Source organism: Actinoplanes sp. HUAS TT8 (assembly GCF_051380535.1).
Lineage (GTDB): Bacteria > Actinomycetota > Actinomycetes > Mycobacteriales > Micromonosporaceae > Actinoplanes.
This window is the reverse complement of sequence record NZ_CP195646.1, coordinates 3,963,437-3,988,266: the sequence shown is the minus strand read 5'-3', so window position 1 is coordinate 3,988,266 and position 24,830 is coordinate 3,963,437. Positions and strand designations below refer to the sequence as shown.

21 protein-coding genes are annotated in these 24,830 nt (G+C 72.0%); 7 read left to right on the top strand and 14 right to left on the bottom strand.

Annotated elements, in window-relative coordinates; genetic code table 11:
• Window positions 1-19 precede the first annotated feature (19 nt).
• The gene (locus ACSHV8_RS18115; RefSeq protein ID WP_436534569.1) at window positions 20-532 is read left to right on the top strand and encodes a LytR C-terminal domain-containing protein; all 513 of its coding nucleotides are present in this window, start codon (window positions 20-22) and stop codon (window positions 530-532) included.
• Window positions 533-620: 88 nt separating this feature from the next.
• On the opposite strand, the gene ACSHV8_RS18110 is transcribed toward ACSHV8_RS18115, so the two are convergent.
• From ACSHV8_RS18110 to ACSHV8_RS18045, 14 genes are all read right to left on the bottom strand, one after another.
• Window positions 621-2,837 carry a putative bifunctional diguanylate cyclase/phosphodiesterase gene (locus tag ACSHV8_RS18110; protein ID WP_436534567.1) on the bottom strand — a complete coding sequence of 739 codons (2,217 nt, stop codon included), beginning with the start codon at window positions 2,835-2,837 and terminating at the stop codon, window positions 621-623.
• Window positions 2,834-4,144, bottom strand: coding sequence for an NtaA/DmoA family FMN-dependent monooxygenase (locus ACSHV8_RS18105; RefSeq protein WP_436534565.1), 1,311 nt, complete (start codon window positions 4,142-4,144; stop codon window positions 2,834-2,836). The genes ACSHV8_RS18110 and ACSHV8_RS18105 overlap by 4 nt, the downstream gene beginning before the upstream one ends.
• Window positions 4,141-5,184 carry an LLM class flavin-dependent oxidoreductase gene (locus ACSHV8_RS18100; protein WP_436534563.1) on the bottom strand — a complete coding sequence of 348 codons (1,044 nt, stop codon included), beginning with the start codon at window positions 5,182-5,184 and terminating at the stop codon, window positions 4,141-4,143. Before ACSHV8_RS18100 ends, ACSHV8_RS18105 begins: the two co-directional genes overlap by 4 nt.
• 3 nt (window positions 5,185-5,187) lie before the next feature.
• Window positions 5,188-6,156 (bottom strand): aldo/keto reductase, encoded by a 969-nt coding sequence (locus tag ACSHV8_RS18095; protein ID WP_436534561.1) that lies wholly within the window; start codon window positions 6,154-6,156, stop codon window positions 5,188-5,190.
• Window positions 6,153-7,175 (bottom strand): aldo/keto reductase, encoded by a 1,023-nt coding sequence (locus tag ACSHV8_RS18090; protein WP_436534559.1) that lies wholly within the window; start codon window positions 7,173-7,175, stop codon window positions 6,153-6,155. The genes ACSHV8_RS18095 and ACSHV8_RS18090 overlap by 4 nt, the downstream gene beginning before the upstream one ends.
• 9 nt (window positions 7,176-7,184) lie before the next feature.
• Entirely contained in the window at window positions 7,185-8,411 is a 1,227-nt protein-coding gene (locus ACSHV8_RS18085) for an acyl-CoA dehydrogenase family protein (protein WP_436534557.1), read from the bottom strand.
• Window positions 8,408-9,313, bottom strand: a complete 906-nt coding sequence (locus ACSHV8_RS18080; protein WP_436534555.1) for an LLM class flavin-dependent oxidoreductase — start codon at window positions 9,311-9,313, stop codon at window positions 8,408-8,410. The genes ACSHV8_RS18085 and ACSHV8_RS18080 overlap by 4 nt, the downstream gene beginning before the upstream one ends.
• The gene (locus ACSHV8_RS18075) at window positions 9,310-10,515 is read right to left on the bottom strand and encodes an LLM class flavin-dependent oxidoreductase (RefSeq protein WP_436534553.1); all 1,206 of its coding nucleotides are present in this window, start codon (window positions 10,513-10,515) and stop codon (window positions 9,310-9,312) included. The genes ACSHV8_RS18080 and ACSHV8_RS18075 overlap by 4 nt, the downstream gene beginning before the upstream one ends.
• A gap of 9 nt (window positions 10,516-10,524) precedes the next feature.
• A complete protein-coding gene (locus ACSHV8_RS18070; protein WP_436534551.1) occupies window positions 10,525-12,189 on the bottom strand; it encodes a dipeptide ABC transporter ATP-binding protein in 1,665 nt (554 codons plus the stop codon).
• Entirely contained in the window at window positions 12,186-13,034 is an 849-nt protein-coding gene (locus ACSHV8_RS18065) for an ABC transporter permease (RefSeq protein ID WP_436534549.1), read from the bottom strand. Before ACSHV8_RS18065 ends, ACSHV8_RS18070 begins: the two co-directional genes overlap by 4 nt.
• A complete protein-coding gene (locus ACSHV8_RS18060; protein ID WP_436534548.1) occupies window positions 13,031-13,993 on the bottom strand; it encodes an ABC transporter permease in 963 nt (320 codons plus the stop codon). The genes ACSHV8_RS18065 and ACSHV8_RS18060 overlap by 4 nt, the downstream gene beginning before the upstream one ends.
• Window positions 13,990-15,708: an ABC transporter substrate-binding protein gene (locus ACSHV8_RS18055; protein WP_436534546.1), complete on the bottom strand. Its 1,719-nt coding sequence runs from the start codon at window positions 15,706-15,708 to the stop codon at window positions 13,990-13,992. The genes ACSHV8_RS18060 and ACSHV8_RS18055 overlap by 4 nt, the downstream gene beginning before the upstream one ends.
• A gap of 90 nt (window positions 15,709-15,798) precedes the next feature.
• Window positions 15,799-16,839: an LLM class flavin-dependent oxidoreductase gene (locus ACSHV8_RS18050; protein WP_436534544.1), complete on the bottom strand. Its 1,041-nt coding sequence runs from the start codon at window positions 16,837-16,839 to the stop codon at window positions 15,799-15,801.
• A gap of 170 nt (window positions 16,840-17,009) precedes the next feature.
• The gene (locus ACSHV8_RS18045; protein WP_436534542.1) at window positions 17,010-18,317 is read right to left on the bottom strand and encodes an NtaA/DmoA family FMN-dependent monooxygenase; all 1,308 of its coding nucleotides are present in this window, start codon (window positions 18,315-18,317) and stop codon (window positions 17,010-17,012) included.
• A gap of 169 nt (window positions 18,318-18,486) precedes the next feature.
• On the opposite strand from ACSHV8_RS18045, the gene ACSHV8_RS18040 reads away from it, so the two are divergent.
• From ACSHV8_RS18040 to ACSHV8_RS18015, 6 genes are all read left to right on the top strand, one after another.
• Window positions 18,487-19,587 (top strand): acyl-CoA dehydrogenase family protein, encoded by a 1,101-nt coding sequence (locus tag ACSHV8_RS18040; protein ID WP_436534540.1) that lies wholly within the window; start codon window positions 18,487-18,489, stop codon window positions 19,585-19,587.
• 23 nt (window positions 19,588-19,610) lie between these two features.
• Window positions 19,611-20,492 (top strand): LLM class F420-dependent oxidoreductase, encoded by an 882-nt coding sequence (locus ACSHV8_RS18035; protein ID WP_436534538.1) that lies wholly within the window; start codon window positions 19,611-19,613, stop codon window positions 20,490-20,492.
• A 278-nt stretch (window positions 20,493-20,770) separates the two neighbouring features.
• Complete coding sequence (locus tag ACSHV8_RS18030; RefSeq protein ID WP_436534536.1) at window positions 20,771-21,736, top strand: heme-binding protein; 966 nt, start codon at window positions 20,771-20,773, stop codon at window positions 21,734-21,736.
• On the top strand, window positions 21,733-22,650 hold the full coding sequence (locus tag ACSHV8_RS18025; protein WP_436534534.1) for a ketopantoate reductase family protein: 918 nt from the start codon (window positions 21,733-21,735) through the stop codon (window positions 22,648-22,650). The genes ACSHV8_RS18030 and ACSHV8_RS18025 overlap by 4 nt, the downstream gene beginning before the upstream one ends.
• Window positions 22,651-22,796: 146 nt before the next feature.
• On the top strand, window positions 22,797-23,777 hold the full coding sequence (locus ACSHV8_RS18020; RefSeq protein WP_436534532.1) for a sugar ABC transporter substrate-binding protein: 981 nt from the start codon (window positions 22,797-22,799) through the stop codon (window positions 23,775-23,777).
• A gap of 11 nt (window positions 23,778-23,788) precedes the next feature.
• Window positions 23,789-24,826 carry an ABC transporter permease gene (locus tag ACSHV8_RS18015; protein ID WP_436534530.1) on the top strand — a complete coding sequence of 346 codons (1,038 nt, stop codon included), beginning with the start codon at window positions 23,789-23,791 and terminating at the stop codon, window positions 24,824-24,826.
• Window positions 24,827-24,830: the final 4 nt, after the last annotated feature.

The following is a 24,830-nucleotide window of genomic DNA, read 5'->3' as shown; positions in this document are numbered from 1 at the left end:
ATGGGGCAAATGGGGCGGTATGAAAGACACGCGCACGCGGGCCTACCGCGTCATCGGTGGCATGGCCGTGGGTGGTCTCGCCGTCGCCGGATTCGCCGTCGTGCACGACACGCAGGGTGCCGCGATGGCCAGCGAGGGCTGCTCGACCAGGGTCGATCTGCGGCTCCCGGCCGGCCCGGCGCAGGTGAAGCTGCGGGTGCTCAACGGCACCCGGACCGCGGGCGTGGCCGAGCAGGCCACCGAGGACTTCAAGTACCGGGGCTTCGTGATGGAGAAGCCGGCCACCAGCAAGACCAAGTCCACCCAGGTCGCCGTGATCCAGTTCGGACCGAAGTCGGTCGGCGCGGCCCAGTGGATCCGTGCGTTCTTCCTCGGCGAGGCCGAACCCGACTTCGACCCGGCCCGCACCACCGACGTGATCGACGTCGTCGTCGGCTCGCAGTACCGCCAGCTCGCCACCCAGACCGAGGTCAACCAGTCCCTGGCCCAGCTCGGCGAGCCGACCGCACCGCCCGGCACCTGCGCGGCCTGATCAGACGCCGCCTCGACCAGCGCCCGTGTACGGCAGGCCGAGTCCGGCGTCGCCTGCGCTCGGCCGTAGCAGCACGCGCTACCGAGGGTCAGACGCGGATCGCGTTCAGGGGAATCGACGCCAGGGTGCCCGGCCGGCCGAGGTGGTGGCCCTGGCCGAGCGGGTAACCCAGGTCGCGCAGCAGCGTGGCCTGGCCCTCGTCCTCGATGCCCTCGGCGATCACCGTGAGGCCGGCCGCGGCGAACAGGTGCGGCAGGGTGCCGAGGATCGGGTGGCCGACCGGCTCACGGGCGAGTTCACCGACGTACATCCGACCGATCTTGATGATGTCGGCCGGGAACCGGTGCAGGTGGCGCAGGGAGGCGTGGCCGGTGCCGAAGTCGTCGATGGCGATCCGGATGCCGGTCGCGCGTAGCCGGTCCAGGGCGCCGGCCACCTCGTCGGCCGGCGCGGTCTCGGGGATCTCCAGGACCAGCTGCCCCGGGCGCAGCCCGGTCTCGGCCAGCACACCGGCCACCCGGTCGGGGAAGCGCGGGTCGAGCAGCTGCCGGGGTGAGACGTTGACCGACAGGTAGGTGTCGCGGGCGCCCGGCCATTCGGCGAAGTCGACGCAGGCCTGACGCAGCACGAACATTCCGAGCTCGTCGATCAACGCGGCCCGTTCGGCGACCGGGATGAACACCTCGGGCGGCACCGCACCCCAGCGGGCCAGCGCCTCGACGCCGGCCAGGCGGTGGTCGCCGAGGCCGACGATCGGCTGGTAGACGACGTGCAGGGCGTCGTCGGCCAGGGCCTGGCGCAGCTCGGCCCGCCACATCAGCTCCTGATCGAAGTTCTCCCGCATGGCCGGTTCGAAGACGGCGTACGTGTTCTTGCCGCGCTGCTTGGCCGCGTACATGGCCAGGTCGACGTTCTTGTGCAGGTCCTCCGGCTTGGTCATCCCGGGCGCGGTGACCGCGATGCCGATGCTGGCCCCGATCGGGATGGTGCTGTCGCCGAGTTCGGCCAGCAGCCGCCGGGCCTGCTCGGGCAGGTCGTCGACCCTGGTGGTGAGCACGGCGAACTCGTCGCCGCCGAGCCGGGCCACGGTGTCCGGCTCGGCGAAGTGGGCCCGCAGCCGGTCGGCGACCCGGTTCAGCACGGCGTCACCGGCGTCGTGCCCGAGCGAGTCGTTGATCAGCTTGAAGTCGTCCAGGTCGAGGTAGACGATCGCGACCGGCGTGCCCTCGCCGAGCGCGCTGTCCAGCCGTTCGGTGAACAGGGCGCGGTTGCCCAGCCCGGTGAGCGGGTCGTGGTACGCCTGGTGCCGCAGCCGCCGGGTCAGCGTCGCGTTGTTCAGCATGGTCGACCGCTGCCGCAGCAGGACCAGGATCAGTCCGGCCAGCAGCGACACCGCCTCGGGCGGGTCGATCCGGCCGCCGAGCAGGCTCTGCCCGGCGGCGACGACGGCGGCTACCCCGAACGGGACGTAGGGGACGCTGATCTGCCAGCGACTCACCCCACCGTCCTCGGCCAGGGTCATCGGGCGTCGGGAGGCCAGCCAGCCGGCCGAGGCCAGCGCGGTGAACGCGATGAACCAGCCGGCGTCCGAGGCCTGCCCGGAGAAGTAGGTACCGGCCGAGGTGGCGACCGCGAACAGCACGTCGGCGCTGGTCATGCCGACCAGGCCGAGGATCAGCAGGATGCCGACGCCGCGTCCGCCACGCCGGGTCCGGGCCGCCATCAGTACGGCCATGGTGGCCAGCACGATGTCGCCGACCGGGTAGGCCAGCAGCACCACGAACGTCAGGGGTGTCTCGGCGCCGGCCTGCCACACGTCGCGGACGGTCAGCGTCCACCCGGCCGCGAACAGCGCGCTGCCCGCGATCAGGCCGTCCAGCAGTACGGTCAGGCGGGCCCGGGCCGACGTCCAGCCCGAGATCAGCCACAGGGCGGCGACGCCGAGCAGCGGGAACAGCAGGTAGCCGGCGTCGGCCAGGGACGGGAACAGCACCTCGGCGTGGGCGACCAGCTCGTTGTACGACCAGTAGAAGTTGCCCAGCCCCCAGCTGAGGCTGGCCGCGGCGAGCAGGAACCAGCCGTAGCGTGCGGTGCCGGTCGCCCGCCGGGCCGCGGCGACCCCGAAGGCGGCGGCCAGGCAGGCGAGCAGGCTGCTGCCCAGCTGGGTGTACGACGCGGCCGAGCTGGTGGACAGCAGGACGACCGGCACGGCGGTCGCCAGCGACACCGCGACCAGCACGGCCACCCGCCGCCTCGGACCCATCACGCCGGTGTGATCGGCCCGGCCACCGGTGATCTGAGTCAAGCGGGTCCCGGATGACCCAGTCCGAGTCGTTCGCGCAGCGTGGGATGGGTGTACTCGGTGGGGAACAGGTCGCGTTTCTGCAGCAGCGGCACGACCAGCGTCGCGAAGTCCTCCAGGTCGACCGCGGTGTCGGCCGGCATCACGGTGAACCCGTCGGCCGCTCCGGCCGCGTACCACTCCTCGAGGTCGTCGGCGATCTGCTCGGGTGAGCCGACCAGCAGCCGGTGCCCGGCCCCGCCCGCACCCCCTTCGACCAGTTCCCGCGGGGTCCGTGGCGCTTCCGCGATCAGGGCGCGCAGCGCCGCCCCGAACCCGGCCGAGAACGCGCTGTCCGGCGCCACCTCGGGCAGGTCGGCCGCGCTGATCGGGTCGTCCGGCCCGAACCGGCCCGCGGGCAGCCCGAGGTTGGCGGTCAGCGCCGCGGCGAGCTGCTCGATCGGCAGGGTCGCGTTGAGTTCCCGCTGCCGCAGGTGAGCCTCCTGTTCGGTGCCGGCCACCAGCACGACCACGCCGAGCGACACCTTGATGCTGTCCGGGTCCCGCCCGGCGTCGGCCGCCCGCTGCCGGATGTCGTCGCGGAACGCGACCGCCTGCTCCCTGGTCCGGGCCACCGTGAACACCACGTCGGCGAACCGGGCGGCCAGGTCCCGGCCGCCCTCGGAGCCGCCGGCCTGGACGACCATCGGGCGGCCCTGCGGACCGGCCGGGACCGGCAGCGGCCCGGCCACCGAGAAGAACTCGCCCTGGTGGTCCAGCCGGTCGATGCGGGACGAGTCGGCGTACCGGCCGGTCGCCTTGTCGGCCACGATCGCCCCGGGCGCCCAGCCGTCCCACAGCCCGGTCACCACGTCGAGGAACTCCCGCGCCCGCCGATACCGGTCGGCGCGGGCCGGGTGGGTTCCGGCCCCGAAGTTGGCTGCCGCCGCCGGCGTTCCGGTGGTGACGATGTTGACCGCGGCCCGCCCCTTGGTCACGTGGTCCAGGGCCTGGAAGCGCCGGGCCAGGTTGTACGGCGAGTTGTAGGTGGTCGAGCTGGTGATCACCACGCCGAGGTGGGTGGTGAGCGCGGCCACGTGCCCGAGCAGCACCAGCGGGTCGAGGCCGGTGCCGGGCGCGTCCTCGATCTCGCCGCGCAGGGCCGGGGCGTCGCCCAGGAACACCGCGTCGATCCGGGCTTCCTCGGCGATCCGGGCCAGTCGGGTGAAGTGGTCGACGTCCAGGTAGGCCCGCGGGTCGCGGTGCGGCAGCCGCCACGCGTGCCGGAAGTGCCCGGGGGTCATCAGGGAGATGATCAGGTGGAAGGTCATGCCGCGGGCCGCCAATCGAGCAGGGGCGCCAGGTCACGCGCCGTGGTCTCCAGCAGTCGCCGGTGTTCGGCCCGGTCGGGCACCCCCGGCACGAAGCTGACCAGCAGATCGGTCACGTGCCGCAGCGCCGGGTCGCCGGCCAGGTCCTCGGCGAGCAGTTCGGGCGGTCCGAGCAGCGCGTGGTCGGCCGCCAGGTACTCCTCGACGCCGAGCCCGGCCACGTCCCGTTTCGGCGACAGCCAGCTCTGCCACCGCCGGACGCCGGGCGTGACCAGGCGGATCGCTTCCGCCGGGTCGGGGTGCGGGTAGACCGCGCGCGACACCTGCACCCGTGGCTCCCGGGTGGCCGCCGCCCGGTACGCGTCGATCCAGGTCGCCTGCCGGGCCCGGGCCACCGCCGGGGACGCCTCGCGCCACGCGGTCGCCCGGGACAGCTGCAGGCCGTCACCGGCCTTGCCGGCCGCTTGCGCGGCGGAGACGGCCAGGTCCGGGTCGCTGGTCGTGGCCTGCCACAGCCGGTCCCGGACGCCGTGCCCGGGCGGGTGCAGCACCTCGCCCAGGCTGTTGAGCGACACCCCGTCGAGCACGTCGTGCAGGCGGGCGACCGATGCCTCGTACAGCTGATGTCGGTTTTTGATCTCTTGCCCGAACGCCTCCCAGGCACCGGGGAACGGCCCGGAGCCGACGCCCAGCTCCAGGCGTCCGCCGCTGAGCGCGTCCAGGGTGGCCGCGTCCTCGGCGACCTTGAGCGGGTCCTCCAGGGGCAGGACGAGCACGCCGGTGCCCAGCCGGATCCGCCGGGTGTGCCGGGCGATCGCCGCGAGCAGCACCAACGGCGCCGAGACGTGCTCGTTGCCCTGCCGGAAGTGCCGCTGGATGACCCACCCGGAGTCGTAGCCGAGCTCCTCGGCGAGCCGGAAAAGCTCGATCGCCTGCTCGTACGCGGTCGCCGGCGGCACATCCTCGTCGAGGTGCAGCAGGAATCCGAGCCGGAAGGGCCGGCCGTCGGCGAGGCCGGCCCCTACGCGGTTGTCCGTCATGGATCAGACGCCGTCGATGAGCGACAACTCTTCCGCGGTCAGCGGGGGGAAGTCGAGCGCCTGGACGTTGTGGTCGAGCTGTTCCGGTGAGCTGGCGCCGAGGATCGCCGAGGTGACCCGGGTGTCCCGCAGCACCCACTGCAGGGCGAGCTGGGCCAGCGACTGCCCGCGGTCGGAGGCGATCTTGTTCAACGCCTGGGCCCGCTGCCGGTACGCGTCGTCGATCGACTCCGGCTTGAGGAACGCGCTGTTCAGCGCGCGGGCGCCGGCCGGGATGCCGTCCAGGTACTTGTCGGTGAGCAGGCCCTGCGCCAGCGGCGAGTAGACGACCAGCCCGAACCCGTCGGCGGCGGCCACGTCGAGCAGCCCACCGGTCTCCGGCGTCCGGTCGAAGATCGAGTACCGCGGCTGGTGGACCAGCAGCGGCACGCCGGCCCCGCGCAGCAGCACGGCCGCCTGATGCGCGAGCGCCGGATCGTAGTTCGACACGCCGACGTAGAGCGCCTTGCCCTGCTGAACGGCACTGACCAGCGCGCCGACCGACTCCTCCAGGGGCGTCTCCGGGTCGGCCCGGTGGTGGTAGAACACGTCGACGTAGTCGGTGCCCAGGTCGCGCAGGCTGTGGTCGAGCGAGGCGAGCAGCGACTTGCGGGAGCCGCCGGTCAGATACGGGCTCTTCCCGATCGGGTTGCCGGCCTTGGTGGTCAGGATCAGCTCGTCGCGGTGGGCGGCCAGATCCTTGCGCAGCACCTCGCCGAAGAACTTCTGCGCGGCCCGGTGCGGCGGCCCGTACCGGTCGGCGTTGTCGAAGTGGGTGATGCCCAGGTCGAACGCGTGCAGCACGATGTCGCGCTGGGTGTCGTAGGCGTAGTCGGTGCCGAACTTCTGCCACAGCCCGAGCGAGAACGCGGGCAGTTTCAGGCCGGAGCTCCCGGTGCGGCGGTAGGCGAGACGGTCGTAGCGGTCGCTCATGCGGGGTTCCTTCGGAGCTGGTCGGGCTGCAGGGACGGAGTGTCGACGCCGGTGTCGCGCTCCAGGAAGTGGGTGCCGGGTTCGACGATCCGGTCGATCCGGTCCAGGATGTCGGCGCTGAGCCGCACGGTCGCGGCCTTCAGGTACGTGTCGAGGTGCTCGGCCGTGCGCGGGCCGATGATGATGCTGCTGATCGCCGGGTGGTTGAGCGCGAACGCCACCGCCAGCTCGATCAGGCTCAGCCCGTGCTCCTCGGCCAGCCCGGCCAGGGCGTCGGCGGCGGCCAGCTTGCGCTGGTTGCGGTCGGCGCTGACGTCGAAGCGGCCGGGGATCAGGTCGGCCCGCGCCGAGGTCGGCTGATCGGCGCCGATCCGGTAGGCGCCGGAGAGCCAGCCGGCGGCCAGCGGACCGTAACTGATCACACCGAGGCCGTATTTGCGGACGACCGGGAAGACCTCGCGCTCGTTGGTGCGCACCAGCAGCGAGTACGGCAGCTGCTCGGTGTGCGGCGCGGTCAGCCCGTGCTTGTCGGCCAGCCACTGCGCCTCGACCAGTTGATGCGCGGGGAAGACCGAGGTGCCGTAGTAGAGGATCTTCCCGGCCCGGATCAGGTCGTCCAGGGCCCGCAGCGTTTCCAGCAGATCGGTGTGCGGGTCCGGGCGATGGGCCTGGTAGAGGTCGATGCGGTCGGTTCCCAGGCGGCGCAGGCTGTCCTCCACGGCGCGGACGATCCAGCGCCGCGAGTTACCGGCGTGCGACGGGTCGTCGCCGATCCGGTTGTGGAACTTGGTGGCCAGGAAGACGTCGTCCCGCCGCCCCCGCAGCGCCTTTCCGGTGATCTCCTCGGAGACCCCCTGCGCGTACACGTCGGCCGTGTCGACCGAGGTGATCCCGGCGTCGAGCGCGGCGTGAATGATCCGTAGGCTCTCGGCCTCGTCCTGGTGGCGACCGAAATTCATCGTGCCGAGGGTCAGCGGGCCGATCCGCACGCCGGTGCGGCCCAGGTATCGCGTGGTCATCGTTCTCCTTCAGAACAAACCGGTGGTCGGGGGTTCCTCGCCGGTCAGATGCCAGGCGCCGGCCACGGCCGCCTTCCACTGCCGGGGATTGTGGTTGGCGACCGTGCGCGCGTTGCGCCAGTGCCGGTCCAGGGCGAGGTCCCGGCTCGTGGCCGAGCCGCCGCCGACGTCGAACAGCAGCTCGGCCGCGCGCAGCGCCGATTCCACGGCGATCACGCCGGCCTGGGCGACGGTCACCGACGCGGCCGCGGCCGCGCTCCGCTGTTCGTCACGAGCAATTTCCCGTACGGCGGTGAGCTGCTCGGCCGCGAGCAGCACCACCGCCCGAGCGGCCTGGGCGCGGGCCGCGATCTCGCCGACGGTGTGCCGCACGTACGGGTCGTCGACGCTGCGCGCCGCCGTGCTGTGCTTGATCGGCCGGGCCCGTTCCCGGGCGAACCAGAGCGCGTCGTCGAACGCGGCGGCGGCGATCCCGGCCTCGACCGCGGCCAGGTACAGCTGCGCGAACGAGCCGAGCCAGGGAATGTCCAGGGCACTGTTGTCCCGGCTGGTCACCTCGTCGGCCGCGACCCGCACACCGGCCAGCCGGGTCGTGCCGCTCTGGGTGAGCCGCTGCCCGACCGCGTCGAAGTCGTCGAGCCGCTGCACGCCGTCCCGGTCGACCGGGACGGTGAAGCTGTACACCCGGCCGTCCTCGGCGACGGCCGAGCCGGTGAACCAGGAGGCGTACAGGCCGCCGGTCGAGTAGTACTTCTCGCCGTCGACCCGGAAGCCGTCGCCGTCGCGGCGCAGCGTGGTGTGCACCGACCCGCTCGGGCCGCCGGTCCGCTCGTTGCCGGTGCCGGCGAACAGGTCGCCGGCGCGCAGTCGGGCCAGGACGGTCGCCCGGTTCGGCAGGTCGGGGCGGGCCGCGACCTGGTTGGCGATCAGGAAACTGCCGCGCAGGGCCTGGGCCACGTTCGAGTCGGCCCGGGCGATCGCGATGATCAGGTCGGCGACGTCGCGAACCGTGCCGCCGGCGCCCCCGTCGGCGGTGGCGATCCCGGTCAGGGTGATCCGCTGCTCGGCCAGGGCGCGGACCTCGGCGTAGGCGTACCGGCGGTCGGCCTCCCGGTCGCGGGCGCCGGCCGCGAGCACGCGCAGGATCGGCTCGGCCCCGGCCCGGATCCCGGCCACGGTCCAGTCCGTCGTCCCGGCCGCGCTCGCTGTCGTGGCTGCGGTCACCTCGGCGGTCATGCGGCCACCGCCAGCGCCTCGGCCAGGCCGAATGCCGCCCGCAGGGTCGGTGCCGGTGGCCGTGGCGTCAGCGCCCGCAGCACCGCGATCACGTCCTCGGCGCGGCCCTCCGGGATCAGCTCGAAGCCGTCGAGCAGGTGGTGGGCGGCCCAGCCACGCAACTGTTCCGGGCTCCCGGTCCGTACGCGGCCGAGCAGGGCGACCTCGTCGCGGCGGCGCCCGGCCCGTCGCAGCGCCTGACTCAGCGCCGCGTCCACTCCGGCGGCCCGGGCCAGGTCGACCACGACGACGTCGGCGCCGGCCGCGACCGCGGTCACGTCCAGGGTGTCCAGGTCGGCGACCAGGACCGGGCGGCCCTGCGCGGAGGAGGGGCCGTCGAGCGGGCCGGCGACCCGGTAGAACGCGCCCTCGTGTCGGATCGGCGCGATCGCGGTGTCGTCGACGACCACGCCGGAGTCCTGGTCGCCGATCAGGGCGGTGCGCGGGAAGGACTCCCACAGGCCGGTCAGCACCCGGGCGTACTCGGTCCAGCGGCGGGCCGGGTCGGTCGCGCCCGGGTCCGGCGCGGCTTGTTCGCTGACCTCGTCGCCGCGGCCGGGCAGCAGCGCCACCCCGGCCCGGCCGCCGGTGGCCCGGTCCAGCGAGAGGATCCGCCGGGCCGCGTTGTAGGGGGCGTTGCCGGTGGTCGGCAGCGTCGGCACCCAGCCGACGCCGCTGTACCGCCCGGCCAGGTAGGACGCGACCACGGACGGGTCGAGGGCCGGCCCGTGGCCGGAGTTGTCGGCCAGGCGGATCGCGGCGACCCCGGCCTCCTCGGCGACGGCGGCGATCCGGACGGCGTCGTCGAGGGAGAGCAGGCCGTCGCCGCCGACCGCGAGGGCGAGTTGAACGGTGATACTCATCGGACGGCCTCCAGGGCGGGAAGACCGAGTCCGAGGTGGCCGCGCAGGGTGGTCGCCTCGTACTCGGTGCGGAACAGGCCACGTCGCTGCAGCTCGGGCACGACGTGGTCGGCGAAGTCGTCGAAGCCGGACGGCAGCACGTCGGGCATCACGTTGAAGCCGTCGGCCGCCCCGGCCCGGTACCAGATCTCGATGTCATCGGCGATCTGCTCGGGGGTGCCGGTCACGATCCGGTGCCCGCCCCCGCCCGAGAGCCGTTTCAGCAGCCGCCCGAGGGTGGGCCGATCCCGGTCGATGATCTGCTTGACGACGCGGTAGAACGTCTGCGAGCCGCCGGCCTCGTCCGGCTCGACCAGCAGCTCGTCCGGGATCGGCTCGTCATCGGAGAGCCCGTCGAGCGAGAAGCCCAGCTGCCCGGCCAGGCGATTGCGGGCGTACGCCGTGGGCAGCAGCTCGTCGAGCAGTTCGCGCCGGGCGTTCGCCTCGGCCTCGGTGCTCCCGACGACCGTCGACAGGCCGGGCAGCACCACGATCTCCTCGGGCGAGCGCCCGAACGCGGCCGCCCCGGCCCGGATCTCGTTGCGGAACGCCCGGGCGTGGGCCAGGTCCTGGTCGGCCGAGAAGATCACCTCGCCGACCCGGGACGCCAGGCGCCGCCCGTCGGTCGACCCGCCGGCCTGCACCACCACCGGCCGGCCCTGGGGCGAGCGCAGCGCGGTCCGGTCGGCCCAGGCGGCGACGACCTGGGTGGTGACCTCGGCGGCGCGGGCGTACCGGCCGGCGTGCTCGGGTTCGCCGGGACGCCCGAAGTTGGCCGCGGCGGCCGCCCCCGCGGTGGTGACCACGTTCCACCCGAACCGGCCGCCGGCCACGTAGTCCAGGTCGCCGAGCCGGCGGGCCAGCTCGACCGGGTCGTTGTAGGACGACGACAGTGTCCCGATCAGGCCGATCCGCTCGGTGCGGGCGGCGATCCGGGCCAGCACCGTGGTCGGTTCCAGGTTGTTGCCGGGCCGGTGCCGGATGTTCGGGTCGAGGACCGGCCCGTCGGCCAGGAACACCGCGTCCAGCTTGGCCGCCTCGGCCTTGCGGGCGATCTCGGTGTAGTGCTCGATCGTGTAACTGGCGGTGCCGTCGGTGCCCGGGAACCGCCACGAGCCGCCGAAGACCCCGGCGTTGAGGATGTTGACATTGAGGTGCAGCACGTCGGCTCCTTAGACCTGGGGGACCGCGGCGAGCAGCTGCCGGGTGTACTCGTGGGCGGGCGCGGTGAGGACCCGCTCGGCCGGGCCGGTCTCGACCACGGCGCCGTCCTTCATGACCGTCACGTCGTCGGCGATCAGCCGGACCACGCCCAGGTCGTGGGTGACGAAGACGTAGCTGAGCCCGAGCCGGGCCTGCAGGTCGGCCAGCAGCCGCAGGATCTGCGCCTGGACCGACACGTCGAGGGCGCTGACCGCCTCGTCGAGGATCACCACGCGGGGGTTGAGGGCGAGCGCGCGGGCGATGGCGACACGCTGGCGCTGGCCGCCGGAGAGCTGGCCGGGCCGCCGGTCCAGGTACGACTCGTCCAGCGCGACCGCGTCGAGCAGTTCGGTGACCCGTTCGGCGGTGGGCAGGCCGAACGCGCGCAGCGGCTCGGCGATCAGCCGCCGCACGGTGAATCGCGGGTCCAGCGACGTGAACGGGTTCTGGAAGACGAACTGCAGGTCCTTGCGGACCTCGCGCAGCTGCCGGCGGCGCAGCCCGGTCAGTTCCCGGTCGTCCAGGTGCACGGTGCCGTGGTCGGGGGTGACGAATCCGGCCAGGATCCCGGCCAGGGTGGACTTGCCGGCCCCGGACTCGCCGACGATCGCGTGGGTGGTGCCCTCGCGCAGGACCAGGCCGGCCGTGTCGAGCGCGCGCAGCTGGGCACCGCTGCGCAGGCGGTAGATCTTGGTGAGGGCGTCGGCCCGCAGGACCGGCTTGGTCCGTACGCCGGAAGGGGGAAGAAGGCGCCCGGCGTGGCGCGAGGGGGCCGCATCGAGCAACCGGCGGGTGTATTCGCTTTTCGGGTTGTCCAGAACCGTGGCCACGGGACCGGACTCGACGATCTCGCCCGACCGCATGACCAGGATCCGGTCGGAACGTTCCAGGGCGACGCCGAGATCGTGGGTGACCAGCAGGATCCCGATGCCGAGCCGTTCGCGCAGACCGGCCAGGTGGTCGAGGATGCGCTTCTGGACGGTGACGTCGAGGGCGCTGGTCGGCTCGTCGGCCACGATGATCTTCGGTTGGCCGGCGAGCGCGATGGCGATCAGGGCGCGCTGCTTCATGCCGCCGGAGAGCTCGTGCGGGTACTGGTGGAAGACGCGCTCGACCTCCCGCAGACCGGCCGTGCGCAGGCTTTCCAGAGCCGCTTCCCGGTACGACGCGGCGGACGCGCCCCTGGGCCGGTTGAACCGGACCGCCTCGATGACCTGCTGGCCGACCCGTTTGACCGGGTTCAGCGAGGTGTTCGGGTCCTGCGGGATGAAACCGACGTAGTTGCCGCGGACCAGGGCCATCCGCCGGTCGTTCCAGCCGGTCACGTCCACGTCGGAGTAGACGATCGAGCCGGATCGGATCCGCGCGGCGGCCGGCAGCAGGCCGAGCGCGCCGTGGACCAGGGTGGTCTTGCCCGAGCCGGACTCGCCGACCAGGGAGACGAACTCGCCCGGCCGGACGTGCAGGTCGACGCCGCGCACGGCCGGCGTCCACGCCCTTCCGGTGCGGTAGTCGACGGCCAGCCCGCTGATCCGCAGCAGCGGGTCGGCCGCGGATGACGCCGCGGGCGCGGCCGGGGCGACGGCCTCGGGCACGGTCGGGGAGGCCGCCTCCGGAACGGTCTGTGAACTCATCGCCGGTTCTCCTTCCGGAACGACGTGCTGATGCGGTGGGTGGCGATGACGACCGCGGCCAGCGCCAGCCCGGGCAGGATGGACGCCCACGGGTGCACGGCCACGTAGTCGCGTCCCTCGGCGACCAGCAGTCCCCACTCGGGTTGCGGCGGGGGAGCGCCGTAGCCGAGGAACCCCAGCGAGGCCACGGCGAGCACCCCGGTGCCGACCTCCAGGGCGGCCAGGGCGATCACGGCGCTGAGCGCGTTCGGGACGACGTGGCGCAGCATCACGGCGAGCCGGCCGACGCCGAGGCCGTATGCCGCCTTGACGTAGTCCTGGGTGACGACGGTGAGCACCTGGGCCCGCATCACCCGGGCGAACGACGCGATCGAGGAGATCCCGACGGCCAGCGCGATGTTGTTGGTCGAGTAGCCGAGCACCGACACCACCACCATGGCCAGCAGCAGGCTGGGGATGGCCAGGAACACGTCGACCACCCGCATGATCGCGGTGTCAACGATGCCGCCGGCGAACCCGGCGATCAGCCCGACGAACGCCCCGAGTCCGAAAGCGATCAGGACGGCCAGGAGGGTGGCGGTCAGGGTGGTGCGGGCGCCGTAGACGCTGCGGGCGAACAGATCGCGCCCGAGCCGGTCGGTGCCGAACCAGTGTTCGGCGCTGGGCGGCGCGAAGCTGGCCGACGTGTCCCCGGCGAACGGGCTGTACGAGGTGAACAGGTGCGGCGCGACCGCCCAACCGATCGCGACCAGCACGATGATCCAGGACAGCACCAGGACCGGCCGCCGCACCCAGGTGAGTTTCGGCCATCGGGGGCGGGCCCAGCCCGCGGTCAGCGTGGTCATGCCGGGCTCCCGGCGGTCAGAGTCGCCCGCAACCGCGGGTCGAGGATCGGGTAGACCAGGTCGACGATCAGGTTGATGAGGGCGAAGCTGACCGCGACGAGCACGACGATGCCGGCCACCAGGGGCACGTCCAGGGTGTTGATCGCGGTCTGGGTCATCCGGCCCAGGCCCTTGCGGGCGAAGACGGTCTCGGTGATGACCGCGCCGGCGATCAGGTTGCCGAACGTGACCCCGGCGATGGTCAGCGCGGGCAGGCCGGCGTTGCGGAACACGTCGCCGACGATGATCCGGCCGCGGGTGGCGCCCTTGGCCCAGCTGGTGGTCACGTACCCGGAGGCGAACTCGGTGGCGAAGCTGCGGGTCAGCAGCTGCGCGATCGGCCCGGCGACCGGCACGGCCAGGGTGATCAGCGGCAGGATCAGGCTGCGCCAGCCCTGGTCGCCGAAGGACGGGAACCAGCCCAGCTGGAACGAGAAGATCTGCAGCACCAGGATGCCGGAGAGGAAGACCGGGACCGAGACCGCGCCCGAGGGCAGGGCCTCGACCAGGTCGCGCAGCCACGGGCGCCGGGTCGCGGTGGCCACCAGGGCGATCCCGAAGGCCAGCAGTACGGCCAGGACCAGCGCGCCCAGCGCGAGGGCGAGCGTGCTGGGCAGCACGTCGCCGATCGCGCCGAGCACCGGCTTGCCGGACTGCACCGAGCTGCCGAAGTCACCGGTCAGCGCGTGCCCGAGCCGGCCGAGGTACTGCAGCAGGACCGGCTCGTTGAACCCGTAGTTGGCCGCCACCTGAGCCTTGACCTCGGGCGGGATGGCGTTGACCTCGGCCGGGTCGAACAGCAGGTCGACCGGGTTGGCCGGCAGGACGAACAGCAGCACGAAGGTGACGGTGAACGCGGCCCAGACCACGAACAGCGCCCGGCCGACCTTGAGCGCGGCGTACCGCGCGAGCCCGGTCATCTCTGGTTGCTCTTCCAGGCGTTGACGAAGTGGTTGCGGGACTGGGCGTCGAAGACGATCCCGTGCACGTAGCTCGCCTGGGCGATCACCTGGGACGGGTTGTAGATCGGGTTGACCAGCGCATACTTCTCGACCAGCAGGTCCTGGGCGGTCTTGGCGTAGGCCTTGCGCCGGGCCGGGTCCAGGGTGGTCTCCAGGTCGTCGAGGGACTTGGTGACCTCGGCGACGTCGACGCCGGTGGAGTTGGCGTCCAGGAAGCTGGAGTTGCCGAGCTTCGGGTTGTAGACCAGGTTGAGCGCGGCCGGGTCGTTGCGGGACCGGTTGGCCGCGGTGATGTTCCAGTCGGTCTTGGCCTTGGCCACCTGGGCGGTGTAGTCCGGGATCGGCACGACGGTCAGCTGCAGGTCGACGCCGATCTTCTGCAGGTCCTGCTGGACCGATTCGTAGGCCGGCTTGTTGACCACCAGGTTGCTGATGCCGAGCAGCTTGAGGGTGAGCCGCTTGCCGTCCTTGACCCGGATGCCGTCGGCGCCGGGCACCCAGCCGGCGTCGTCCAGGATCTTCTTGGCCTGGTCGGGGTCGTACTTGAGGACCGAGCCGCTGTAGTCGACGTAACCCTGCACCGAGTCGTTGAGGACCGAGGTGGCGATCGAGTAGGAGTCGGTCAGCACCGTCTTCTTGACCGAGTCCCGGTTCCAGCCGAGCTGGACGGCCTTGCGGACGGCGATGTCGTTGGTCGGGAACAGCTGCGAGTTGAAGTTGAAGTAGATCGCCGTGCCGGACACGCTCCGGTGGATGATCTTGAAGCCCTTGGCTTCGAGGGGCTTCTCGTCGGTGGTGCCGACGTCCAGGGTCGCGTCGATCGTGCCGGACTCCAGGGAGCCGGTCCGGACGCTGGCCTCCGGGATGGTGTTGAACACGATCTTGTCGAGGTAGGCCTCACCCTGGTGCTTGAGCGCGGGCGGCGCCCAGTTGTAGCCCTTGCGCTTGACCAGGACGGTCTTGACCTGTTCCTCCCACGACTCGTAGACGAACGGGCCGGTGCCGATCACCTTGGTCGGGTCGGTGCGCTGCTCGGCGCTGAGCGCGAGCGTGGACAGCGAGAGGAAGCCGGGCTGGGCGTTGGCGGTGAACGAGGACGCCTGCAGGAAGCTGGCCAGCGGCTTGGCGAAGCGGACGACCGCCGTGTACGGGTCCGGCGTCTGCGTCTCGACGTACCCGGCCAGCAGCACCGCCCCGTTCGGGTTGATGCCGAGCTTCTGGTCGCCGTGCACGTACTGGTCGAAGTTGGCCTTGACCACCGCCGAGTCGAACGGCGTGCCGTCGCTGAAGGTCACGTCGTGGCGCAGGTGGAAGGTGAACGCGGTGAGGTCGCTGTTGTACTCCCAGGACTCGGCCAGCCACGGGGTGATCTCGCCGGTGTCCGGGTCCTGCCAGGTCAGCTTGTCGGTGACGTTGTTGCCGATCAGCGATTCGGCGTAGTTCGTGCCCCACTGCGGGTCGGGGCTGCGCTGGTAGTCGATCAGGGCGAACTGCAGCGTGCCGCCGTTGACCGGCTCGTCGCTGCCGGCGCTCTGGGCGGACGGGCCGCCCCGGTTCGCGGCGACCGCGATGCCGGCCGCGAGCAGGACGGCCAGGACGGTGCCGCCGGCGATCCAGGGCCATCGGCGGCGGCCGGACTCGGCGTTCTCGATGGAGTTACGAAGGTCGGACACGGTTGTCTCCCGGAAGGTCTATTAACTATTAAGCCGATGGGCGAAGTAGGAAAATGGGCAGAGTCCGGGCCTGAGCCGGACGGTGATCGGTCAGGCGCGCAGCAGGGGTAGCAACTGGTCGCCCTGCCGCTGGATCTCCCGCAGGTAGGGGGTGTCCGACAGGACGAAGTGGGTGATGCCCAGGTCCTGATACTTGCGCAGCGACTTGGCCACGTCGGCGGCCGAACCGACCAGCCAGGTCGTGCCGGCGCCGCCCCCGCCGTAGCGCCCGGGCGCGGTGTAGAGGTTGTCGTCGAGCACGTCGCCGCGCCCGCCCAGGTCGAGCAGTCGCTGCTGGCCGACCGCGGTGTGCCGGTTCGGGTCGACCTTGGCGGTGCGGGCCATCTCGGCGACCCGGGCCTCGGCGTCGGCCCAGGCCTGCTCGGTGGTGTCGCGCACGAAGGTGGTGATGCGCAGACCGAACTCCAGGGGCTGATGTTCGCGGCCCAGCTCGGCACCGAGCGTTTTCAGACGATCGATTCTTTCCCGTACGCCGTCGAGCGTCTCGCCCCAGAACAGCTGCACGTCGGCCTCGGTCGCGGACACCCGCTCGGCCGCCTCGGACGCGCCGCCGAAGTACAGCCGCGGGGGCTCGGTCAGCCGCGGCACCACCGTCGAATCGGTGACCTGGAAGTGCTCGCCCTGGTAGGTGACGTTCTCCTCGGCCCACAGCCGGCGCACGATCCGCAGGAACTCGCGGGTGCGGCCGTACCGCTGGGCCTGGTCGCCCTCGCTGTCGCCGTACGCGGCCAGATTGTCCTTCCCGGACACCACATTGATCAGAACCCGCCCGCCGGACAGGTGCTGCAGCGTCGCCGCGGCCGACGCGAAGTGGGCCGGCCGCCAGTACCCGGGCCGGACCGCGATCAACGGCTGGAACGTCGTGGTCCGCGCGGCCAGGGCGGTGGCGACGGTGAACGTGTCCGGCCGGCCCCAGCCGGTGCCGAGCAGCGCGCCACCCCAGCCGTGCTCCTCCAGGGCCAGGGCCTGCGTGGTCAGGGTGTCCAGGCTGTTGTGGCCGGCGACCACGTCGTCGCCACGGTGTCCCGGACGGTCCTGGTTGGGGATGTACCAGAGAAATTCGAGACCCATCAGAACGCCCTCCCGGCTACCGTCAATCTCTACCTACCCTATAGATAATCAAGGGATCGGGCGTTTTTCAAGGTGTCGTGCGTCCCTGCGGCGACGCTCACGGCGCCACCTCGTCACCGCTCTTCGCGGGCCGCATCTCGCTTTCGGTGCACCGCTGAGTCCGTACCGGATCAGCGGTTTCTCGGGTCGGGAAGTTTGAGACGTTCGCGGATCGTGGAGCCGTCGTAGGCGGTCGGGAACGCGCCGGCCTCCTGGAGCAGCGGGATGACCAGGTGGTTGAACTCGGCGATGCCGTCCGGCAGAACCGGGATGTGGATGTTGAAGCCGGCCACCGCCCCGCTGCCCCACCAGTCCAGGATGGTGTCGGCGACCTCGCGCGGGGTGCCGACGGCCAGCCGGTGACCGCCTTCGACCCGGCGCACGATCTGCCGGGGGGTCAGTTGTTCGGCCGCGGCCAGTTCGGCGAACGCTTTCACGAATCCGACCGGCCGTTTCTGATCCTCGGTGTAGGTGAACAGCGCCGGGTCCAGGGGTTTGTCCGGGTCGATCCGGTGGTCGAGGTCGACCGCCCAGTTGCGGTGCAGGAAGTCGGCGATCAGCCCGTCCTCCCCGCGCTGCCCGTGCAACGCCTCGTGTTTGCGGTACGCCTCCTCCCGCGTCTCACCCAGGACGACCGTCAGCCCGGGCAGCAGGCGCAGGTCGCCCGGGTCCCGGCCGTGCGCGAGGGCCCGCTCGGCGAGCCGCGCCTGATAGTCGTACGCGGACTGCTTGTGCAGTAATGACGCGTACACGATGTCGGCGTGCCGCGCGGCCAGGTCGATCCCCGCGTCGGAGGCGCCGGCCTGCGAGATCACCGGGTGCCCCTGCGGCCCGATCGGCACGTTCAGCGGCCCGGCCACGTCGAAGAACTCCCCGTGGTGGTCGATGCGCCGGGCAGTGCTCGCGTCCCACAGCGGCCCGTCCGGCGTCTCGTCCGGAGGTGTGTCCCAGCTCAGCCACAGATCCTTGACGACCCGCACGAACTCGTCGGCCCGGCGGTAGCGCTCGGCGCGTTCGGGCAGTGGCGCCGCCCCGAAGTTGGCGGCGATGTCCGGGTTGAAGCTGGACACCACGTTCCAGATCACCCGTCCGCCGGAGATGTGGTCGAGGGTGGCCAGTCGTCGCGCCAGGTTGTACGGCGAGTTGTACGACGACGACGCGGTCAGCAGGAACCCGATGTCGGGCACGGCCGCCGCGATCGCCGTGAACAGCACGGTCGGGTCGAAGCTGTGGATCGGCCGGGACGTGTTGTCGCGCTGCAACGCCGGATGGTCGGAGACGAAGACGATGTCGAACACGCCCTCGTGGGCCAGCCGGGCCGAGCGCAGGTAGTGGTCCCAGTCGCTGAACCGGTTCCACCTGGTGCCGGGCGCGGCCCACGAGCCGGCCGCGGAGCCGGTGCTGTTGAGCGCGACGCTCAGATAGAGGCGATGGGTCATCGGGCTTCTCCCGTCGGGCGCGATCAGAACTCAGGACGCGGTGTTCAGCCGGCGTTTGTGCAGGTAGGGCTCGCGTCTGTCGCCGGCTCCACTATGGCACGGTAGGTCGCCATAGCCTAGTTAACCTATGTAAATGATAGGTTATAGATCGCGTGTCATCCTGAGTCCCATGCACCTCGCCCCGACCTCGGCGCAGGCGGTCGACGACGCCGACGCACATCCCTTCGTGAAGACCGTCCACGAGTACGCCGAGCGCGTCCTGCGCCCGGACGCGCTGCGTACCGACCGGGACGGCGTCTCGGCCGCCCGCATCGACGAACTGCGCGACCTCGGCCTGCTCAACCACCTGGCCCCGGCCGAGTACGGCGGCCGCGGCCTGGACCCGGCAGCCGACCGCCGTATCCACGAGATCGTCGCGGGCGCCTGCTTCAACACCTGGCTGGTCTGGGCCCAGCACGTCCCGCTGACCGGCCGCCTGGCCTGCTCGGCCGAACCGGGCCGCCCGGTGTCCGACCTGGCCCGCCGGGTCCTCACCGGCGAGGTGCTGCTCGGCGCCGGGATCAGCGACGTGCGCAGCTACCCTCACCGCTACATCGAGGCCACCCGCACCGACGGCGGCTGGATCCTCGACGGCACCATCTCCTGGGTCAGCGGCTGGGGCCTCAACGCCGCCCTGACCGTCGCCGCCGTCGAGAAGACCACCGGGACCGTGGTCACCGCCCTGGTCGAGATCGGCGACGGGGTCCGTCAGGGTGCCGCGCTCGGCCTGGCCGCGGTCACCGGCAGCCGGACCGAACGCGTGATCCTGGACCGGGTGGCCGTCCCGGACGAGCATGTGATCTCCCGCCGCTCCCTGGCCGAGACCCGCTTCGACGACCTCGCCATCGCCAGTGACGCCCGCGCCCACCACTTCGGGCTCGCCGCCACGGTCCTGCGGGAGCTCGACGAGACCCCCGATCCGCTGGTCAAAGCGGTGGCCGCGACCTGGGCGCCCCGGGTCGCCCGGATCCGCGAGACCGCCTACGCCCTGGCCGACGAGGCCGCCGCGTCCGGGGGCGGGCGGCACCGGCTCGACGAGCGCCTGGCCACCAAGGTCGCCAGCGGCGAGGCCCTGGCCGCGATCACCCGGGCCCTGGTCGTGGCCCGCGCCGGCCGCGCCCTGACCGGCGCCGACACCGCCCAGCTGCACGCCCGCTCCGCCCTGTTCGTGCTGGTGCAGGGCCAGAGCGCGGACACCCGGCATGCCCAGCTGACCGCACTGACCCGCTAGACCTCACGACGAAAGGTACGACCGTGACGAAGATCGGTGTCGTTTTCCCGCAGAACAGCCTGGGTGACGATCCGGGCGCCATCCGCGCCTACGGCCAGGCCGCCGACGAGCTCGGCTACCACCACGTGCGCGTCGCCGACCACGTCCTGGGCGCGGACCGGGACGCGCACCCCGGCTGGACCCGCCCGTACGACGTGGACACCAGCATCCACGAACCGTTCGTGCTCTTCGGCTTCCTGGCCGCGCTCACCTCGCTGGAACTGGCGGCCAGCGTGATCATCCTGCCCCAGCGGCAGACCGCGCTGGTCGCCAAGCAGGCGGCCGAGGTGGACGTGCTCACCGGCGGCCGGTTCCGGCTCGGCATCGGCGTCGGCTGGAACCCGGTCGAGTTCGAGGCGCTCGGCCTGAACTTCGCCGACCGCGGCCGCCGCTACGACGAGCAGATCACGCTGCTGCGCCGTTACTGGACCGAACGCTCGATCACCCACCGCGGTGAGTTCGAGACGGTGACCGGCGCCGGGATCGCCCCGCGACCGGTGCAACGCCCGATCCCGCTGTGGTTCGGCGGCCAGTCCGAACCGGCCTACCGGCGCATCGGCCGCCTCGCCGACGGCTGGTTCCCGCAGACCACGCCCGGCCCGGAACTGGACGCCGCCCGCGGCACCGTCGAACGCGCCGCCACCGCGGCCGGCCGCGACCCGTCGACGATCGGCCTGGAGGGCTCACTGCACTGGACCGGCACGCCCGACGGTCTCGCCGAGTCGGCCGAGGCGTGGCGGCGGTCCGGCGCCACCCACCTCGCGGTGAACACCGGCGGCGCCGGGCTGAAGAGTCCGGACGAGCACATCGACGCCCTCACCCGGGCGGCGGCCGCTCTCGGCCTCGAACGAGCCGCCGTGGCCTGACCCACACGTGGTCCGGCCCGGCGATCGGCCTCGGGTTCGCTGTGGGTTGCGGTTGTTCAGGACCTGATTTCCGTACGCGATGAATCTGCCCGTCCATCGGCCCCGGCGTGACCGCTGTCGCGCCGGGGCCGACGCATGTCTGGACACCCCCGGAGAGCGGGTCTAGCCTCCACGATAGTTACTTTCATTGGCCGAAAGTGACGTCGCGTCAAGACGGAGGACTGTCCCGTGCCACATTCAATATCGGCCCTGACCTGCGTAGAGACGGCTCTCCTCTGATGGGCCGCCATCCCCGGGACCTGCCGCTGGCCGACGCGCGACGGATCGTCGAACGGGCCGTCGACAAGGCCGAACAGCTCGGACTGCGCGGCGGCATCGCGATCGTCGGCGCCAGCGGCGCGCTGATCACCGCGTCCCGGCTCGACCACGGCGGCCCGGGCGGCATGGCCCGCGCCCGGTCCAAGGCGTGGATCGCCGCCACCCAGCAGATCACCAGCACCGAGCACCTGCACCGGATGACCACCCTGCCGGCGCCCATCTCGGCGGGATTCGTGCAGGTCAGCCCCGAGGCGATGTTCCCCGGCGCGGGCGCGATCCCGGTCCGCGACGACTACGGCGTGGTCGTCGCCGGGGTCGCCGCCTCGGGCGCCACGGTCAGTCCGTTCCTGCCCGAGGGCGTGGCGCCGGAGGTGGTCAGCGCGGCCGGCGAGCCGGCCAACCCCGAGGACCTGCTCATCGCGTACGCACTGGATCTCCCCTACGTCGGCCAGCACGGCGACGACGCGGCCCGCTGGCGGCAGCGCTTCGGTGACCTGACGGTGCCGCCCGAGGAAAGTCTCGGCCTGAAACCGGCCCGGCCCGCGACCGGGCAGCACGAGCTGGACTGGGCGCGGGAGCTGTGCGATCAGGTGCTGACCGAGGCCCGATCCCGAAAGATGCAGGTCAGCGTGGCGGTGGTCGACCGCGGGGGCGACCCGATCCAGCAGGACCGGATGGACGACGCAGCCACCGGGGGAGTCGACATCGCGCTCGGCGTCGCGGCCGCCGCCGCCCGGTTCGGTGTCGCCAGCGACCTGCTGTCCCGCTGGTACGGGGACGCGGTGACCCACCTGAATCCGGTGACCGTGCTCGGCGTCCCGGGCGGCCTGCCGCTGCTGGCCGGCGGTCGCGTGGTCGGCGGCCTGGGCGTCGGCGGCATCGACCCGGCCGAGTGCGCGGCCCTGGCCAAGGCGGTGGCCGCATGAGCGACACCCGCATCGCCGTGCTCGGCTGCGGCGCCATCGGCAGCCTTTACGCCGCCCACCTGGCCCGCGTCCCCGGCGTCGAGGTCTGGGCGGTCGACCCGTGGCGCGAGCACGTCGACGCCATCGAGAGGGCCGGCCTGACGGTCACCGGCCAGGCCGCTTTCACCGCCCCGGTCCACGCCCGGACCAGCGCCGCCGACCTGCCACCCTGTCACCTGGGCATCGTCGCCACGAAGTCGTCGCACACCGGTGCGGCGGTCGCCGCCGCCCGGGACGCCCTGGCCGACGCGGCCGTCGTCAGCGTCCAGAACGGCATCGGCAACGAGGAGCTGATCGCCCGGGTCCTGCCCCGGGTCATGCGCGGCACGATCGTCACGGCCGGCGCGGTCACCGCCCCCGGAACCGTCCGCTACGACGCTCCCGGCGACTCCTGGCTGGGCCCGTTCGAGTCGAGACCGGCCGCGCGGGACGAGATCGAGCTGCTGGCCGGCCTGCTCAACGCGGGGGGCCTGACCACCCACGCGGTCGCCGACGCCCGCGGTCCGCAGTGGACCAAGGTCGTGTTCAACGCCGCCACCAGCCCGCTGGCCGCGCTCACCGGCCTGACCGTGGGCCAGGTGTGCACCGATCCGGGTCTGCTGGCCCAGGTGAACATCCTGATCGCCGAGGCCCGGGCGGTCTGCGCGGCGGCCGGCATCGGGCTGACCCGCGATCCGGAGGAGGCGGTGCAGGAGGCGATCCGGGAGGCGTACGGACACAAGCCGTCGATGCTGCAGGACGTCCTGGCCCGCCGGCCGACCGAGATCGACGTGCTCAACGGCGGCATCGCGGCCGAGGGCCGACGGGTCGGCGTGCCCACGCCGGCCCACGACGCGATGGTGGCCCTGGTGAGCGGTCTACAGAGGTCCTGGTAACGGCCCGGAAACGGGGCCGCCCAGCCATGGACATCTTTACAGGCGTCGTTTACGTTTCTCGCAGGCGAACGAGAAAGTCACTTTCGCTAGATGAAAGTCGAGATTCGCAAGGTCTAACCAGCAAGATCACAGCGAGGAGTCCGGCCGTGAGTTCTCACCCTTCGCGCCCCCTGCGCGCCATAGTCGCTTCCGGTGCCGCCCTGATGGTGCTGGCCGCCTGCAGCCACGCCTCGGATTCCGCCGGCTCGACCGCCGGCGCCTCCACGGCCCTGTCCAAGACGCTGGTCTTCTCCCCGCTCTCGCTCGCCCCGCCGGCCCTGAAGGGGCTGTCCGAAGGCGTGAAGGCCTACGCCAAGGGCAAGGGCTGGGAGGTCATCGTCCAGGACCCGAACTTCGACCCCAGCAAGCAGACCCAGCAGCTCAACGAGGTGCTCAGCGCCGGCCGGGTCGGCGCCGGCTGGATCCTCGCGGTGGCGCCCCCGTCGATGCTGCCGATCATCAAGACGGCCCAGGGCAAGGGCATTCCGCTGCTGGTCAACGGCCGCCCGGACGAGTACGGGTTCACCGGCCCGCAGCCCGGCGTCACGTTCGACTACGTCGACTACGCGGCCGGCGGCAAGGCGCTGGGCGAGAAGCTCGGCGAGTGCATCAACGAGAAGATGGGCGGCAAGGCCGAGGTCCTGGCCGCGCAGAGCTCCGAGGGTCAGGCCGGTAAGAAGGAGTTCGAGGACGCTGCCGCGGCCGCCCTCAAGGCCACGGCGCCCGGCGCCACCATCGTGCAGAGCGTGATCGCCAAGGACCGGGCGAGCGCGCAGACCGACGTCGGCAACGTGCTGCAGGGCAAGCCGACCCTGAGCGCGGTGATGGCCTCCAACGACGAGGGTGCGCTCGGTGCGCTGGGCGCGTTCGCCTCGGCCGGCAAGACGCCGCAGTGCGTCACCGACTTCGGCGGCAACGACGAGGTGCTCAAGAACGTCACCGACGGGAAGATCTACGCCTCGGTCGCGCTGCAGTTCGACGCCGACATGGCGCAGTCCTTCGACACGCTGGTGGCGATGCAGTCGGACCCGAAGGCGAACGGTCAGATCCTGATCGTTCCGCAGAAGGTCATCACGGCGAAGGGCTGAGGTAGATGACCGTGACCGCCGAAACCACCGAGCAGGTCGCCGCCGGGCCGGAGCGGGATCCGGCCGGCGTCCGCTGGCTCATCTTCGTCCGCGACCGGGGCATCCTCGTCCTCTGGGCGCTGCTGCTGATCGGCTTCAGCCTGTGGGCCAGCCCGTACTTCGCCAGTGTGGACAACGCGATCCTGATCGCCAACGCGGCCGCGCTGACCGCGATCTTCGCGGCCGGCATCGCCGTCGGCGTCATCTGCGGGGCGCTCGACCTGTCCATCCCGGGCACCGCCGCGATGGCCGGCTGCGTGTGCGGCTGGCTGATGACGCACGGCGTCCCGGTGGGGATCGGGATCGTCGCCGGCCTGGCCGTCGGTGTGGTCGTCGGGGTGGTGAACGGGTTGATCGCGCTGCGCGGCTTCAACCCGATCATCGTCACCATTGGCTCCCTGTCGGTGCTGTCCGGGCTGGCCGCGGCCCTGGCCGGCGGGTACACGATCCCCGGGCTGACTGACCTGATGTTCCTGGGCACCGACCGGTTCGCCGGGATCCCGGCGCCGGTCTGGGTGGTGGCCGTGCTCTTCCTGGCCGGCACCGCGTTCCTCACCCGCACCCGGGACGGCATCCGGCTGATGGCGGTCGGCGGCAACCCGGAGGCGGTCCGCCGCTCCGGCATCAACGCCGACCGTTACAAGGTGCTCGGCTTCGTGGTCAGCGGGTTCTGCGCGGCACTGGGTGGCCTGGTCACGGCGGCCATGGTGACCGAGGCGAACCCGGCCGCCAACCCGGGCATCATCTTCAACGCGCTGACCGCGGTGGCCCTGGCCGGGGTCGCGCTCAGCGGGGGCCGGGGCTCGCTGCCCCGGGTCCTGGTCGGCGCGCTCATCCTGGGCACCATCTCCAACGGGCTCACCATCAAGGGCATCCAGCCGTACTGGGCGACCGCGGTGACCGGCCTGCTCCTGCTGGGCTCGCTCGGCCTGGAGAAATGGGTCTCGACCACGGTCTCCCGGCGCCTCGTGGCCACCGCCCAGGCGTCCGTACACACCGGAACGAGGTGATCGG